The organism is Leifsonia sp. YAF41, assembly GCF_052113185.1.
Taxonomy (GTDB): Bacteria; Actinomycetota; Actinomycetes; order Actinomycetales; family Microbacteriaceae; genus Cryobacterium.
This window is the reverse complement of sequence record NZ_JBFRCS010000012.1, coordinates 1-16010: the sequence shown is the minus strand read 5'-3', so window position 1 is coordinate 16010 and position 16010 is coordinate 1. Positions and strand designations below refer to the sequence as shown.

The window sequence follows — 16010 nt, the reverse complement described above, 5'->3', positions numbered from 1 at the left end:
GTTCCGTCTGCGGTGGACCGGGCGGGCGCCGGAACTCTGAGGTTCCGGCGCCCCTCCGTCAGTTTCACGGGTCCACGCGAGTGGCTCGACAGTCACCGGCGCTAGTTCTTACTGACCTTGTCGGCTCCGACAATGCCTTCGAGTGCGGTGTCGTACGCGGCAGCAGCCTCATCAACGCTTTGCGTGCCGGTGATCACCGCTTCAGTCGCCGCCTGAATCGCCGCGGAAATCTTCGGGTAATCGGAGGTGGCCGGGCGGAAGTGGGTGACAGCGACGAGCTTCGTGACATCCTCCACGAACGGGTTCGCGGCCAAATAGCTCGGCTCCGACGCCACATCGGTGCGTACGGCGATCTGCGAATTGTTGATCGCGTACCAGAGGGAGTTCTCCTGGTTCAGGGCGAGGGCGAGGAAATCGAAGGCCAGGTCGGCGTTCTCGGTCTTCGCTCCCACTGCGAGGGTCCAGCCGCCAGACAGGCTCACACCATTCGGCTCCTGCCCGTTCTGGGTCGGGAAGGCCGCGACGCCCATGTCCGTCTCGTAGGCCGGCCACGGCCACGAGCCGCCATCCTGCCAGAACGACGGAGTGTATGAGCCCTCGACGGTTCCGCCGAGTTTGCCCTGCGGGAAGAGCTCTCCGAAGACCTTCTTCCACACGTTCGGGTCGAGTGCATCCGACGGATCAACGGCAAGCTTTTCCTTGTACAAGGTGTCGAGGAAGCCGAGTGAGTCTTTGAACCCTTGCGAACCCACGATCCATTTCTGCTCTTTCTCGTTGTAGAGGGCGGAGTCGGCGCCGGTTGCGGTCGTGCCGTAGAGCAACTCGTAGAAGCTCTGCATGACCGTGCCCTCGCCCGTCCCAGTGCCCGCATACATATTGAACGGAACAACGCTGGGGTCGGAAGCCTGAATCGTGCGGGCGGCGTCTAGGACGTCGTCCCACGTCTTCGGCTGCCACGGAACGTCGATTCCGGCCGCGGTGAACACCGGCTTGCTGTACCAGATGGCCCGCGTGTCCGTGCCTAGCGGGACGGCGTACACGCTGCCGTCGTCGCCCTGGCCGGCTGCTTTGGCGCCGTCGTCGAACTTCGACCAGTCGTCCCACGACGACACCTGGTCGTCGAGGTTCAGGAGGTAGCCGGCCGCGATGTCGGAGCGCAGCCGAAAAGTGTCCTCGTAGAAAACGTCGGGGGCGGTCTCCGCGGACTGCTGCGACAACGCGAGCTTGGTTGAGTAGTCATCATCGTTCGCCTGGATCGGCTGCAGCTCGACGGTCACCCCCTCGTGCGCCGCTTCGAACTCCGGTTTGACCTTTTCGAAGAGGGTGTCCAGTGCAGTGAAAGAATCTGTCTTCTGGTAAACGATCTTCAGCGTCTTCGGGCTGTCGCCACTTTCTGCTGCGGGCGTGCACCCCGCAAGAGCGAACATTGCCGTCCCCGCCAACACAGCTACTGCAAATTTTACGTTGCGACGCATGATGCTCCCCTTTGCTTCAGGTGTTCCCCGCCCTGATGCGCGCCGACCACTGTGTCGACGAGTGACGTGAGCTAATAGTAAATCGAATGGACTAACTGAGCAAGCGACGACCGTAACAGTTACCGAGCCGTGACCCGAGCGGCCCAGGGCGGCACTACTCGGCGAGCAGAAGCCGGGCCGCTCGAGGCGCGAGCGAGTCATCGAGCACCAGGCACGCGGCACCGATCGCGCCGACATCCTCGCCGACGCCGGTGCCGACAACATCCACACGGTGAACACTTCGCGCGTCGGTGAGTTCGTCCAAGAGCGACGGGATGCGACGGAGGTAGCGCTCGCTGACCCTCCCCCAGAACGGCCCGCCGAAAACGACGCGGTCGACGTCAAGAAGGTTCGTGATCGCGGAAACCGCCTTGGCCACTCGGAATGCCGACCGGTCGAGAATCTCATTGGCGACGTCGTCACCGTCCTCGGCCAGTCTGCACAGCGCGGTGAATTGCTCATCGACCGGGTGAGCTCCATTCCCCGGGCCTGTCTCGGCGAGCACCCCGAGTTGTTGGGCTTCGAGCACGAGGCTCGACGCTGCGCAGGTCACGGCCACGCATCCGCGCAGTCCGCACGAGCAGGACGGGCCGTCGGGATCGGTGATGACGTGACCGATCTCCCCCGCGTTATTCGAGCTGCCCCGAACGATGTCCCCACCCAGAACGAGTCCTGCCCCGACACCGGTTCCGAGATAGAAGAACACGAAACTTCCCGTGCCGTTCACTCCTCCCGCCCATGTCTCGGCGACGGCGGCAGCCGTGACGTCCTTGTCGATGATCACCGGCAACCCGGTGGACGCAGCGAGCGCATCCCGCAGGGGCACGCGGTGCCAGCCGAGCAGGTGCGGCGGATCGATCACTGCTCCGCGCACCGGGTCGATCGGGCCAGGGGCAGCGATGCCGATGCCGGCGATCTTGCCCCGATCAATGCCCGACGCGACGGTCAACTGCTCAATCTCGGCCGAGATGGTGGCAATCACCTCGGCCGGGTCACTCGCGACTGGAGTGTGCCTGCGTGAGTGCTGCACGACGGCGCCGGTCAGGTCGAGAATGACGAACGTCATCACAGCCGGGTCGAGATGCACACCGACAGCGAACGCACCATCCGGCTTCAGCCGCAGAATTGTGCGCGGTTTCCCCGGCCCGCTGCTTTCCTTGCCCGCTTCTTCGACGAACCCTTGATCGAGCAGCTTGCGGCAGATGTTCGACACGGTCTGGGCGGAGAGCCCCGTCGAATGACCGAGCTCCACCCTGCTCAGACCGCTCGAGGCACGACGGATCGCCTCGAGAATGACGCTGCGGTTGAAGTCGCCCATGCGCGGCAGATTCGTGCCCCGACGCGACGGATGATCGAAGTTTTCAGTCACTGACCATCCTCATTGTCCCTCGGAGCGAATGATCTGCATTTTAGGCGGAACCGCCGCCGCCGCACAGCCGCCACTCTCAGGGGCCGGGTCACGCGGGCTCCCGCAGTCGAGTGATTGACGGCACCAGCGCGTGGGTTGGAACGCTCCGTTTTCGGGCGATGGCCAGCGTGGTGACGAGGAGGGAGCCGAGCGTCCAGATCACGAGACCGATCAGCGCGCCGCCAATACCTCCGCCGCTTGCATTCCCGCTGCCGGCGAGGATCGCATGAAAGCAATCCAGCGCCGGTTGCGTCGGCAACAATCTGCCGAGTGTGAACAGCGCCGCCGGAGCCGTGGCGATGATGCTGGTTGCGATCAGTACCAGCGCGACAATCATCGAAAGGAACCGACCGGCCCCACCGAACAGCGCCACGAGCGCTTGGTTGATTGCCGCGAAGGCCACACCCACGAGAACCGCGATGCCGGCCACGGCGAACCAGCCGCGGGTGTCGAGAGTGACGACGCTTGAGAGGATGGCGGTGACCACGAGGCCTTGTACGGCACCGACCGCCGCAACCGGAAGAAAGGATCGCAGCGCGAGCACAATCGACGACTTGGTCGAACCGAAGGCGCGGGCGGGTGCGGCACGCAACACAATCAGGCTGGCCAAACCGCCGAGCCACAATGCCAGCACGGCGTAGAACGGGACGCTGTTGGTGCCAACGCCCAGACCGGTGCTGCTGCCGACCACGACCGGGGCAGCGACAACCCCGGCGAGGTGGCTGCTCTCACTCTCGGAATAGCTCGGCACCTGCTGCGCCGCACTGTCGAGCCCGGTGGCCAGCGACGCCGCCCCGGCGTCCGTTTGCGCCGCTCCCGCGGCGACGGATGCGGCGCCGGTGGACAGCGCGGCGGCCGACGTCGCCAGTGACGCCGCCCCCGCGGCCACACTCGTTCCGGCCGAGGCCAGCGTCGAGGCGGCGGATGCCGACTGGCTGATTCCCGAGGTGACAGCGGGCATGGCGGTGGCCAGTTGGGTCGCCCCGGCCGCGACCTGGTCGGCGGCTGCGGTCAGCGGGGCCAGCGCGGCCAGCGAGCTCAGCGAGGCGAGGTCTGCGTTCGCTGCCGCCAGCGCTGCCTGGGCTGAAGCGCAGGCATCCGGAAGAAGACCGGGCGTGCAGATGGCTTGAACGCGCGCCGTCAGAGTGTTGATCTGCGTCTGCACTGCGGCAATCTTTTGGGCGAGCGCGGCGTTCACCGCACGAAGCGCGTTCGCCACCCCTTGCGCTCCGCTTGCGAGCTGGCTGGTTTGTGCCGGCAACGACGCGGTCTGCTGCTGCAGCACGCTGAGCCCTCCCGAAAGCTGGCCGAGCCCGGCCGACAGCTGGGACGTGCCCGACGACAGGCTGCTGGCGCCGGCCGCCAGCTGCGTGGTCCCGCTGGCGACTTGGGCCGAACCGCTGGCCACCGAGGCGGTTCCGGCTGCCAGCGAATCGGCGCCACTGGCCGCCTGCCCCAGTTCGGTGCCGAGCGTGGTGAAGCTGGTGTACACATTTTCGAGGTACGTGGTCGTGAGTTGATTGCCGGCTATCGCCGCGGCCGTCGTCGAGATGGTCTGGCTGATCGCGTTATCGACCACCGTGCTTCCGCTGCTCATCGTCACCTCGATCGTCGCCTGTGTCGCGTCGGCCGCCGGACCGGTGTAGGAGGTTGCCGCCGCCGAAAAGTTCGGAGGAATCGTGATCACCGCGGCGTAGTCGCCGCTTGCGAGCCCGGATGCCGCGTCGTCGGCGGAGGTGATCACCCAGGTGTAGTTGGTCGTCGCACCGCTGCCCGAACCACCGATCGGCGCGACCGGCAGTGCGGTGTTGCTGGGTGCGGGAGTCGGAGTGGCAGTGCTGGGAGTAGGCGTGGCGGTGCTCGGCTCCGAGGTCGTCGGAGCGACACTCGGTGCCGCGGTGCTCGACCCCGTCGTGCTGGTTCCGTCGACCAGGCCCGCAGCCAGCTCCCGCCCCAACGGAACGGTCTTTCCGTTGATGGTGACGGGCACGTCGTTGTTCACGATTGCGGCGGTGACCTGGCTCAGTCGTTGCCCCGGATTCCACAGCGCCCAGATCAAGATGCCGGCGACCACCACCGGAACCAGGATGATTCCGACCAGTGCCGGCCAGCCGAACCGGCCGTGGGTGCGGGCGAATCCGAGTCGTTCAAGCAGAGTGCTCATGCTGTCACCTTTGATGTGAGGTCTATCGTGCTCGTTCTGTCGATCGTCGGGTCTCTCGGTCAGCGGGGTGCCGGCACGACGTCGAGCGCGAGCGGCGGGAGGATGCGGGCGACGACAGCGCCGTCGCGGGTCGCGATCACGTCGGCGATACTGACGACGGATGCCGTGCCGACGACGAGCGCGAGGGTGCGGCTCGCCCGGTTGGCCAGGGCGGCGGCCGCGAGCACGGTGTCACCGAGCGCGCGTCGCGCCGAGGCATCCGTCACGTGGTCGAGCCCGTCGATGACGAGAAGGAGGGGCTTCTCGCGGAGTGCCGCAACCACCTCGGCGACGGGATCATCGGCGCTCCCGACGTCGACGAATCCGACCCTCGAACGCACCGATGCCGCGCGCACCGGCACAACGAAACCGGCGACTTTCAGCAGGCCGGTGTCGGGTTTCGTGCGCCCCGACACCGTGAGCAGCAGAGCGTGGACGCCGGCCTCCTGATCGCCTTCGACGATGAGGGTTCCGTTCGGTGGCAGAGAAAAGGAGACATCCGAATAGAGCGAGACGGAGTCGACAGTGAGCGACAATCCGTCGGCCGTCGCGACGTCGGTCGAGTGCGGCCGCGGCCAGTCGCGCAGCTCCAGTTCGCGGTGCAAGCCTTCACCCTCGATGTCGAATTCGGGGAGCACCTTGTCGAGCCATGTGGGCATCCACCAGGCTTTGTCACCGAGAAGGGTGAGCACGGCCGGTACCAGCGACATGCGCACCAGGAAGGCGTCGACGAAGACACCCACGGCGAGGCCGAGTGCGATCGGTTTGATGTTCGCGTCGCCCTCTGGCACGAAGGCCCCGAACACGCCGATCATGATGATCGCGGCGGCGGTGACCACTTTGGCCGAGCCGACGAAGCCGGTCTTGACCGATTGCTTAGCCAGGCCGGTGTGCACGTAGTCCTCGCGCATGCGGGAGACCAGAAAAACCTCGTAGTCCATGGCCAGGCCGAAAAGCACCCCCATCAGGATGATCGGCATGAAGCTGATCACCGGCCCGATCTCCGCCACGTTCAGCGCGTCGGCGAACCAGCCGTCCTCGAAGACCAAGGAGACCACACCGAACGCCGCTGCCACGCTGAGCAGGTAGCCGAGGGTGGCTTTGATCGGCACCGCGATCGAGCGGAACACCATGGTGAGCAGGATCAGCGACAGGCCGACGACGATGAGTCCGAACGGGATCAGCGCCGCTGCGAGCTTGTCCGAGACATCGATGCCGACGGCGGTGACGCCGGTCACCGACAGGGAGACGCCATACTCGGCCAGAAAGTGATCGTGCATCGATCTGATCTCGGTGACGAGCGCCTTGGTCTCCTCACTGTCGGGCCCGGTTGTCGGAATCACCTGCACGATCCCGGTATCCGCCGGTTGGTTGGGAGTCGACAGGGGCACCGCAGCCACCCCCGGCAGCGCCGCGAGCTCGTCGCCCAGCGAGTTCATCAGGCCGACCGGGTCGTCGCTCGACACGATGCTGCCGGTGACGACGAGCGGACCGTTGAATCCCGGCCCGAAATGCTCGGTGATGAGATCGTAGGTGACGCGGGCCGGGTCGTCTTCGGGGAGGGAACCGGCGTCGGGCAGGGCCAGGCGCAGGCCGATCGCCGGCGCCGCGATGAGCAAGAGCAGCGCGACGATGCCGACGACGGTGACGATCGGAAATCGGGTGACGACCCGCACCCAGCCGACGTAGAACCGGTTCTTCCCGGCTTCCGGCGTCAGCGCTGGCACTGGCTCCGGGGCCAGCTCCGGCTCCGGCTCCGGCAACCCCAGCAGCGTCTCGATCGTCGGCGTCGGTTCCCGCTGCGGCGCGCCATCGGCCTCCGCGGGCGCATCCGTTTTCTCATGTGCACGTTTCTCCCGCTTCGGCTTAGGCCGCAGTCGCTCGCCGGCGAAACCGAGCAACGCCGGGATGAGGGTGAGCGAGATGAGAACCGCGATCATCACTCCGACGGCCGCGGCGATGCCCATGGTCGTCAGAAACGGGATGCCGGCAACGCTGAGTCCGACGAGCGCGATCATCACGGTGAGACCGGCGAAAATCACCGCCGAACCGGCCGTGGCCACGGCGCGCGCCGCCGACTCCCTGAGCTCCAGCCCGGATTTCAGTTGCTCCTGATGCCTGGAGATGATGAAGAGGGCATAGTCGATGCCGACCGCCAGCCCCAGCATCAGTGCCAGGACCGTTGTGGTGGAGGTGATCGGCCCGAAGGCCGTCGCCACGTAGATCAGCGAGATCGAGATCCCCACCCCGAGAAACGCGGTCATCAACGGGATGCCGGCGGCCACGAATGAGCCGAAGGTCACGATCAGCACGACCAGCGCCACGGCGATGCCGATCAACTCGATCAGGCTCACTCCGGCCAGACTCTGGCTGAACAACTGACCGCCGAGCGACACCGTCGAACCGGGCGGGAGCGCTGTCTGCAATCCCGCCGCGGTGCTCTCGAGTGCGCTCACGGTGTCGGGGGTGATGTTTGACACGATGTCGTTGAGCTGGATGCTGACCAGGGCGGCCGAGGAATCGGTGCTGATTGCGTCGGAGATGTTCGGGTCATAGGGCGATGTGGCGTTCGAGACCTGGCCGATCGCTTTCAACTCGATGACGGCATCCTCGATCGGCGCCTTCACAGCCTCGTCGGTGACGACGCTGCCGCTTGGCGCCACGACGATCATCTGCGCGGTGGCCCCGCTCACCTGCGGAAACGTGTTCGCGAGCGTGTCGAGGGCCTCCTGCGACTCGGTGCCGGGCACCGTGATCGCATTGTTCAGACCCTGGTTGAACAGTGCGGCGCTTCCGCCGACGAGCAGGAGAACCAGAATCCAGAAGCCGAGCACCCAACGCCGGGCGGCAAAAGCCCACCGACCGAGTGAATACAGCAGTGAGGACACGAGGCCTCCCGGGGAGGATGACTGCCAGTGTCGGGTTTCACGTTCTGCATGGGCGGCCGCACGCAGAACAGATACAGCGGCGAATCCGACCTGAATCTATTCGCAACCTCGACCTGCCGCAATGCTCGACGACCGCAACAACAATGGCGGGGCACCACCGCTTGAGCGGTGGCGCCCCGCCACAGAGGGTGGGCTCGCGGGTGTGCCCCGGTTACTCCTTGAGCTGGTAGCGCAGGCTCGCCAGCTCCGCATGCAATGCGGGAGGAACGCGATCGCCGAACTGAGCGAAGTACTCCTCGGTCAGATCGCACTCAACCTGCCACGACGCGTTGTCGATTTCGAAAAGCTGACGCACGGCATCCGTCGACAGGTCAAGACCGTCGAGGTTGAGGTCACCTTCGGCCGGCAGCAGCCCGATCGGAGTGCTCACGGCGGCGGCGTCACCCTCGAGGCGGCGCACGATCCACTCGATCACCCGGGAGTTCTCGCCGAACCCAGGCCAGAGGAAGCTTCCGTCGTCACCCTTCCGGAACCAGTTCACCTGGAAGATCGCCGGAGCCTTCGTGCCGAGCGACTTGCCGACCTTCAGCCAGTGGGCCCAGTAGTCGGCCATGTTGTAGCCACAGAACGGGAGCATCGCGAACGGGTCGCGGCGCAACTCGCCCACGGTTCCCTCGGCGGCAGCCGTCTTCTCCGACGAGATCGTGGCGCCCATGAAGACACCGTGCTTCCAGCTGCGCGCCTCGGCGACGAGCGGAATGTTGGTCGCCCGACGACCACCGAACAGGATGGCGTCGATCGGCACACCGCCGGCGGCTTCCCAGTCCTCGGCGATCGACGGGCACTGCGCGGCAGAAACGGTGAATCGCGAGTTCGGGTGGGCGGCCGGGGTGCTCGATTGCGGGGTCCAATCGTTGCCCTGCCAGTCGATGAGGTGATCGGGTGCGGTCTCGGTGAGGCCCTCCCACCAGACGTCGCCGTCGTCGCGCAGCGCGACGTTGGTGAAGATCGTGTTGCCCCAGAGAGTCTGCACGGCCGTCGGGTTCGTCAGCTCGCCGGTACCCGGTGCGACGCCGAAGAATCCGGCTTCCGGGTTGATCGCCCACAGCCGACCGTCTTCGCCCTCACGCAGCCAGGCGATGTCGTCACCGATCGTTTCGACTTTCCAGCCGGGAATGGTCGGGCGCAGCATGGACAGGTTCGTCTTGCCACAGGCCGACGGGAAAGCTGCGGCGAGGTGCTTGACTCCCCCCTCGGGCGAGATGACCTTGACCAGCAGCATGTGCTCGGCCAACCAGCCTTCGTCACGCGCCATCACCGAGGCGATGCGCAGTGCGAACGACTTCTTCGACAGCAGGGCGTTTCCGCCGTAGCCGGAACCGAACGACCAGACCTCGCGGGTGTCGGGGAACTGCACGATGTATTTGGTGTCGCTGCACGGCCAGGCCACGTCGTCACGACGCACGCCCGTGTCAGACACCAGCGGGAATCCCACCGAGTGCAGCGTGCGCACCCACGGCGTGCCGGCTTCGATCATCTTCAGCACCTGGTCACCCATGCGGGTCATGATGCCGAGGTTCAGCACCACGTAGGGCGAGTCGGTGATCTCGACGCCGAGCTGTGAGATGGGGCCGCCGAGCGGACCCATCGAGAACGGGACGACGTACATCGTGCGCCCGCGCATGCTGCCGGCGAACAGCCCGGTCAGTTCGGTGCGCATCGCGGTGGGCTCAGACCAGTTGTTGGTCGGGCCGGCATCTTCCGGGTTCACCGAGCAGATGAAAGTGCGGTCTTCGACGCGCGCAACATCCGACGGGTCAGAACGGGCCAGGTAGCTATTGGGGCGCCATTCCGGGTTCAACCGGATCAGCTTTCCCTCGGTGACGAGCTGCTTGGAGAGGAGATCGGCCTCACGCATCGACCCGTCGCACCAGACGATCTCGTCGGGGCGGGTCAGGCGGGCAATCTCGTCGACCCAAGTCTGCAATGCGGGGTCGGTCGTTCCCGACTTCTGGGGTTCTTCGTTCCCGTTTGTCTGAACTGAGAGAGCTGCGATGGTCATCTCCTGGCCTTTCGTCGTCTTCACCGGTTTCGTGAAACTTTGTTCCGTTCCTCCACCATGCGCCCTAAAAAGCGGTTCAGGTCAGAAAAAGGGCGTTAAGAAACTCGATTCTTTCGCTATCCTTAAGAAATGGCGCTCGTAGCATCCGACCTCATCACCCTGGGACACCGCATCCGTCACTTTCGTGGCGAGCGCGGGCTGACGCTCGACCAGCTCGGTGAGCGGGTGGGGTTGGCCGGAAGCCAGCTCTCGCTGATCGAGAACGGCCGGCGAGAACCCAAGCTCTCGACCCTGCAAGAGGTCGCCGCAGCACTTGATATCGAACTCACCGATCTGCTGAGCAAAGAGGCCCCCAACCGGCGAGCCGCCCTGGAGATCGAGCTGGTGCGGGCTCAGAAGAATGCGCTCTACGGCGCACTGGGACTGCCGCAGGTCAAGGTCACCAAGGGCACGCCGACCGAGGCGATCGAGTCACTCGTCGGCTTGCACCACGAACTGGCCCGCCGCGCCAACGAGGCCATCGCCACTCCGGAGGAGGCCCGACGGGCGAACACCGAACTCCGGGCACGGATGCGGGAGCGCGCCAATTACATGCCCGACATCGAGACGTTGGTCGAGGAACGGGTCAAGGCAGCCGGGCACATTTCGGGCGCGTTGACTCACCGCGAGGTGAGCGTGATGGCCGAACAGCTCGGATTCAGCCTGATCTACGTGAACGACCTGCCGAATTCGACCCGGTCGGTGACCGACCTGGCCAACGGCCGCATCTACCTGCCCCCGGCATCCATTCCGGGCGGCCACGGCCTGCGCGCCATGGCGTTGCAGGCGATGGCCCACCGGCTGCTCGGCCATGAACGCCCGGGCAGCTACGCCGAGTTTCTCTGGCAGCGCCTGGAGATCAACTACTTCGCCGCGGCGTGCCTGATGCCCCGCGAAGCGACCCTCAAGTTTCTGCAGGAGGCGAAACACAACCGGGAACTCGCGGTCGAAGACCTCCGCGACGCCTTCGGGGTGACCCACGAAGCTGCAGCCTTGCGGCTCACGAACCTGGCGACATCCCACCTCGACATGACGCTTCACTTCTTGCGCGTCAACGGCGACGGCGCCCTGCAGAAGGGCTACGAGAATGACGGGCTGCCCCTGCCGACCGATGTGACCGGGTCGATCGAGGGACAGTATGTCTGCAAGCAGTGGAGCGCGCGCAACGCCTTCACGCACACCAACCGCACCACCGAGTTCTACCAGTACACCGACACCCCGGCCGGCACCTTCTGGTGCGCGACGCAGACCGGGTCCACCTCGGCCGGCGAGTTCTCGATCAGTGTGGGAGTTCCGTTCAACGAGGCGAAATGGTTCCGCGGGCGCGAGACCACGCAGCGGGCCGTGTCGCGCTGTCCAGACGAGTCGTGCTGCCGTCGCCCGAAGGGCGAGGTCGCCTCGCGCTGGGTGGGCAAAGCCTGGCCGAGTGCCCGCTTGCACGCCCATGTGCTCTCCCCGCTGCCCTCCGGCACCTTTCCCGGGGTCGACGACACCGAGGTCTACGAGTTTCTCGAGGCGCACGCGGCGGAGTAGAGCGTCACGGTCGCTAGACCTTCGCTGTGCGGCCCGGGAGCAGGAACGCGAGAATCAGGCCGACCACCGAGAACGCGGCGAGGGTGCCGAGCGCGAGGGCGAACGATTGGCCTCCAGGAAGTGCGGCGGCGACCAGCACCGAACCGGCGAGGGCGGTGCCGAGCGAGGAACCCAGGTTCGAGACGCTGCGCGACAGGCCTGAGATCTCGCCCTGATCAGAATCGGGGAAGCTCGACTGAACGATGTTCACCGAGGAAGTCAGCATGGTGCCGAGCCCGATGCCCATGATCAGGAGTCCTGGCACGAAGGAGAAAATCCCAGAGTCCTCCCGCACCAGTGCCAGGAGCAATCCCATTCCGAGCGTTGTCAGGAGAAACCCCGCGACGACGAGCCACCGCTGCGGATGGCGCTTGGCGAATCGTTCTGCAGCCAGGGAGGCGCCGAGGATGCCGACGGTGGTCGGGGTGAGCATGAGGCCGGTCTCGATGGCGTTGAATCCGCGGACTTCCTGCAGATAGACCGAGATGACGAAGAAGGACCCCTGCATAACCAGCCACTGCACGGTTTGGGTGCCGAGACCGAGGTTGGCGACGCGGTTGCCGAACATTCGCAGGTGCAGGAGCGGATCCCGGCCCGCCCGTTCGACCGACCTGATGTGGAGGAAGAACCAGAGCAGGAAGAGTGCGCCGATCCCGACGAACAGCCAGACCGGTGAGATCCCGCCTTTCGGGATGACCACCGTGTTGCCGATGGTGAAGTCTTCACGTGCGCCGAGCCATCCGTAGGTGCGGGACTGCAGGATTCCGAGCACCACGAAGAAGAGACCGACGGCGGACAGGACTGCTCCGAGCACGTCGAATGAGGGCCGTGCTCCCTCTCGCGGCGGGTCGATGATCTTGCGCGCAAGGACGATGATCACTCCCACGACGATCACCTGGAGCAGGAACGAGGCCCGCCAACTGATCGCGGTCGTGACCACACCGCCGATCAGTGGGCCGGCCGCCGCTCCGAGCCCGCCTGCGCCGCTGACCAGGCCGAAGTACTTCGCCCGGGTCTTGAGATCGGAAAACCAGACGGTGACCAGGATGTAGATCGGCGGGATCATCAGTGCCGAGCCGACACCCTCGAGCACCGAATAGCCCAGGATCATCAGCCCGAGTCCCGGGGCGAGCGCCGCGAGCAGGGCGCCGATCCCGTAGACGATCAACCCGCCCATGAAACAGGCTTTGCGCCCCAGGATGTCACTGAGCTTGCTCCCGGGGATCATCAACGACGCCATCGTCAGCGTGAACAGCGTGATGGCCGTTTGCAGCCCGAATACCGTGGTGTTCAGATCCTCGGCAATCGCACTGATCGCGACGTTCATGTTCGTCGCTGCGAAACTCGCGATGAACTGGGCCAGCGCGAGCGGCCACACCATGGATGAACCGGGAGCCGTCAGAGCGCCCGATTTGCTGGCCGAGGTCGTCATACTCGTGAGCCTAAGTCTGCGCGCGCATCTGTCAATGACCGTGCCTGGGCGAAACTGCGCCCCGACGGTGCGTCACCGTCGGGGCGTCAGATCCCGTCGTTTTAGTCCGTCACCGTCACGCCGCGCCGGCTTCACCCGCAGCGGCCGCGAGCTGCAGCTCAAGGTCTCCGGCATCGACATCCAGTTGCTTCTCGGTGCGCTTCGTTGCCTTCAAACCGGCCTTCTCCAGCTCAGCCGAAATCTTGTCCTTGCCGATGACGATGAGTGCCGCCTGGCCCATGTCGAGCATCTCGCCCAGTTCCTTCACGTCGGAACGCGAGAGCGCCCGCGAGAAATGACCGATGATTCCACCCGTGGCCCCGCCGAGTGCGGCCATGGCGATGATGCTGGGAGGGAACAGCAGCCCAACGACCGCGCCTGCTCCGATGCCCGTCCACCCGGCGTGCTTACTCCCCATTCTCTTCACCTTGACGTCGCCTTCGGCATCCTTGGTGGCAATCCCCGCATCGTAGGTACCGATGACCTTCGTCTCGTGCAATTCGCGCACAAGTTCCAAGTCGTCCTCCGCGGTTGCGGGATCTTCATAGACGCCGACAAATAGAAACACTGGTTCTTTCTCTTTAGCCATGGTGAGCTCCTCGACAGTAGGTGAATGCGAGGACATCGCCCCGCTGAATCCGCTGGGGACAGTATTCACAGTCACCACCCCTGTCAACTGCTCGTCGTCCTGCAATCGCCCCCGAGTTGTGCTCCTGAGCCCCGTTGACACCCGCACCCGATCGAGCAACGCTGGCTCAGACCGCCGAATTGCCGCGACGGCGCCCACCGGGAGGTTCACACGCTCATGAGATTTCCACCCATCGCCGACTATGCGTTTCTCTCCGACTGCGAGGTGAGCACCCTCATCGCCCCCGACGGATCGGTCGAATGGCTCTGCCTTCCCCGCCCCGACGCCCCGAGCGTCTTCGGCGCCCTGCTCGACCGGTCAGCCGGCAGTTTTCGGTTCGGACCGACGAACACTTTGGTTCCGCAGCAACGCCGATATCTGCCGGGGACGAACATTGTGGAGACCACCTGGCATACGCCGACGGGGTGGATGAAGGTCGAGGATCTGCTTGTTCTCGGGCCGGTGGAAGAGAAGCGGCGCGAGGGCTACCGACGCTCCCCCGGCGATGCGATCGCACAACACACTCTGCTCCGCATCGCGACCTGCCTGGACGGCCGGGTCGAGCTCGGGGTGAGCTGCCTCCCCCTCTTCGACTACGGACGCGAGCCCGGCGTGTGGAAGTTCGACGGTGAAGGGTACAACCGGGCGACCGTCACCAGCAATGATGTGACACTGACGATCAGCGGAAGTGTCGGGCTCGGCGTCCTGGGCTCCCGGTGCATGGGACGCACGACCCTCGAGGCCGGTGACTCAGCGTTTGTGGCGCTCAGCTGGGGCGACAGCGTCCCTGCTGATCTCGAAGATGCCATGGGCCAGCTTCATTGGACCGAGCGGTACTGGCGAGACTGGATGAGCATGGCCCGCCTGCCCGACCACCGCTACCGCCCCTATCTCGAGCGGAGCGCCCTCGCTCTCAAAGGACTGAGCTATGCGCCCACGGGCGCGATTATGGCGGCGTCCACCACGTCGTTGCCTGAAACCCCGGGCGGCGAGCGCAACTGGGACTACCGATACACCTGGATCAGAGACACCGGGTTCATGTTGCGCGCTCTGCACGGGCTCGGCTTTGACTGGGAGGCATTCGACTACTTTGCGTTCATTCTCGACGCAGTGAGGTCCGGACAGTCCGAGGCACCCTGGGCGCTCCAGATCATGTATGGAATCGGGGGCGAGCATGATCTGACCGAGCACACCCTGGACCACCTCTCCGGATACCTGGATTCGCGCCCGGTGCGCACCGGAAACGGGGCGTTCGACCAGCATCAACACGATGTCTGGGGAATGTTGCTCGACTCCGTCGAAGAGCATATCCGCGGGGGCGGCCAAATCGCGCCGGCGGTGTGGGAGGGGCTCGTCGGGCTGGTCGACACCGCGATCGAGCGAAGTTCAGAGCCCGATCAAGGCATCTGGGAAATGCGGGGAGAACCGAAGCATTTCGTCGCCTCGAAGGTGATGTGCTGGGTTGCCGCCGACCGGGGGTCCTTGATCGCCGAGGGCCGTGGAGACATCGAGCACGCCCGGCAGTGGCGTGATGCCGCCGACAAAATCAAGGCCGAGGTGCTGGAGCGAGGTGTGGACGATCGCGGGAGTTTCGTTCAGCACTACGACACGACCGATCTCGATGCCTCACTTCTGCTCTTGCCGTTGATGGGCTTCCTGCCCCCCGATGACGAACGCGTTCGCACGACCGTGCTCGCCATCGCAAACGAACTCACGCAAGACGGGCTCGTCCTGCGCTACCGGGTCGCGACCAGCGACGACGGCCTCAGCGGCGAGGAGGGAACCTTCACGATCTGTTCGTTCTGGCTCGTTTCCGCCCTCGAGATGGTGGGAGAATTCGACGCGGCRAGTGCCCTGTTCCAGAAACTCTTGTCATTCGCCGGGCCGATGCTGCTCTACGCCGAGGAGATCGACGTCACCACCGGGCAGCATCTGGGCAACTTTCCGCAGGCGTTCACCCACTTGGCCCTCATCGATGCAGCGGGCCGGCTGATCGAGGCGGAACGGGTGCGGGCCAATTTCCCGGGGCCAGTCCCCCAACCGACTCAAACCTGACCCGTGGTACCAGCGAACGGCTAGCTGTACTGCCCAGCAAGGTTAGTTAACCGGCTGATGGGTGGTTGGCCTCCGATTGCGGTGTGGGGCCTGTGGTGATTGTATTCGTGGAGCCAGGCCGGCAGTGCGTTGCGGCGGGCTGATTCGCTGGCGTAGAAGCGCTTGAACGG

The 16010-nt window shown here is 65.3% G+C and carries 10 protein-coding genes; 2 read left to right on the top strand and 8 right to left on the bottom strand.

Features of this window, described 5'->3' with window-relative positions:
• Window positions 1–101 precede the first annotated feature (101 nt).
• The 5 genes from AB4Y63_RS14345 to AB4Y63_RS14325 form a co-directional block, all read right to left on the bottom strand.
• Window positions 102–1475 carry an extracellular solute-binding protein gene (locus tag AB4Y63_RS14345; protein WP_441791742.1) on the bottom strand — a complete coding sequence of 458 codons (1374 nt, stop codon included), beginning with the start codon at window positions 1473–1475 and terminating at the stop codon, window positions 102–104.
• A 154-nt stretch (window positions 1476–1629) separates the two neighbouring features.
• On the bottom strand, window positions 1630–2883 hold the full coding sequence (locus AB4Y63_RS14340; protein ID WP_441791741.1) for an ROK family transcriptional regulator: 1254 nt from the start codon (window positions 2881–2883) through the stop codon (window positions 1630–1632).
• 88 nt (window positions 2884–2971) lie between these two features.
• Window positions 2972–5086, bottom strand: coding sequence for a hypothetical protein (locus tag AB4Y63_RS14335; protein WP_441791740.1), 2115 nt, complete (start codon window positions 5084–5086; stop codon window positions 2972–2974).
• A gap of 59 nt (window positions 5087–5145) precedes the next feature.
• Entirely contained in the window at window positions 5146–8013 is a 2868-nt protein-coding gene (locus AB4Y63_RS14330) for an MMPL family transporter (protein WP_441791739.1), read from the bottom strand.
• A 211-nt stretch (window positions 8014–8224) separates the two neighbouring features.
• Entirely contained in the window at window positions 8225–10075 is a 1851-nt protein-coding gene (locus AB4Y63_RS14325; RefSeq protein ID WP_441791738.1) for a phosphoenolpyruvate carboxykinase (GTP), read from the bottom strand.
• Between the two features lie 129 nt (window positions 10076–10204).
• Here AB4Y63_RS14325 and AB4Y63_RS14320 point away from each other — a divergent pair, with 129 nt between their 5' ends.
• Window positions 10205–11647, top strand: coding sequence for a helix-turn-helix domain-containing protein (locus tag AB4Y63_RS14320; RefSeq protein ID WP_441791737.1), 1443 nt, complete (start codon window positions 10205–10207; stop codon window positions 11645–11647).
• Between the two features lie 13 nt (window positions 11648–11660).
• Here the strand turns inward: AB4Y63_RS14320 and AB4Y63_RS14315 are convergent, their stop codons facing one another.
• Both AB4Y63_RS14315 and AB4Y63_RS14310 read right to left on the bottom strand, forming a co-directional pair.
• Window positions 11661–13118: an MFS transporter gene (locus tag AB4Y63_RS14315; RefSeq protein WP_441791736.1), complete on the bottom strand. Its 1458-nt coding sequence runs from the start codon at window positions 13116–13118 to the stop codon at window positions 11661–11663.
• Window positions 13119–13233: 115 nt separating this feature from the next.
• On the bottom strand, window positions 13234–13746 hold the full coding sequence (locus AB4Y63_RS14310; protein ID WP_441791735.1) for a DUF1269 domain-containing protein: 513 nt from the start codon (window positions 13744–13746) through the stop codon (window positions 13234–13236).
• Window positions 13747–13962: 216 nt separating this feature from the next.
• On the opposite strand from AB4Y63_RS14310, the gene AB4Y63_RS14305 reads away from it, so the two are divergent.
• Window positions 13963–15840, top strand: coding sequence for a glycoside hydrolase family 15 protein (locus AB4Y63_RS14305; protein WP_441791734.1), 1878 nt, complete (start codon window positions 13963–13965; stop codon window positions 15838–15840).
• 20 nt (window positions 15841–15860) lie between these two features.
• Here AB4Y63_RS14305 and AB4Y63_RS14300 read toward each other — a convergent pair.
• Window positions 15861–16010: integrase core domain-containing protein (locus AB4Y63_RS14300; protein WP_441791841.1), on the bottom strand; the 150-nt coding region annotated here is incomplete at its 5' end.

Excerpts from the sequence above, each read along its gene's own strand:
- AB4Y63_RS14320 (WP_441791737.1), top strand. The coding sequence starts at position 10,205 with ATGGCGCTCGTAGCATCCGACCTCATCACCCTGGGACACCGCATCCGT.
- AB4Y63_RS14315 (WP_441791736.1), bottom strand. The coding sequence starts at position 13,118 with ATGACGACCTCGGCCAGCAAATCGGGCGCTCTGACGGCTCCCGGTTCA.
- AB4Y63_RS14325 (WP_441791738.1), bottom strand. The coding sequence starts at position 10,075 with ATGACCATCGCAGCTCTCTCAGTTCAGACAAACGGGAACGAAGAACCC.
- AB4Y63_RS14310 (WP_441791735.1), bottom strand. The coding sequence starts at position 13,746 with ATGGCTAAAGAGAAAGAACCAGTGTTTCTATTTGTCGGCGTCTATGAA.
- AB4Y63_RS14335 (WP_441791740.1), bottom strand. The coding sequence starts at position 5,086 with ATGAGCACTCTGCTTGAACGACTCGGATTCGCCCGCACCCACGGCCGG.
- AB4Y63_RS14345 (WP_441791742.1), bottom strand. The coding sequence starts at position 1,475 with ATGCGTCGCAACGTAAAATTTGCAGTAGCTGTGTTGGCGGGGACGGCA.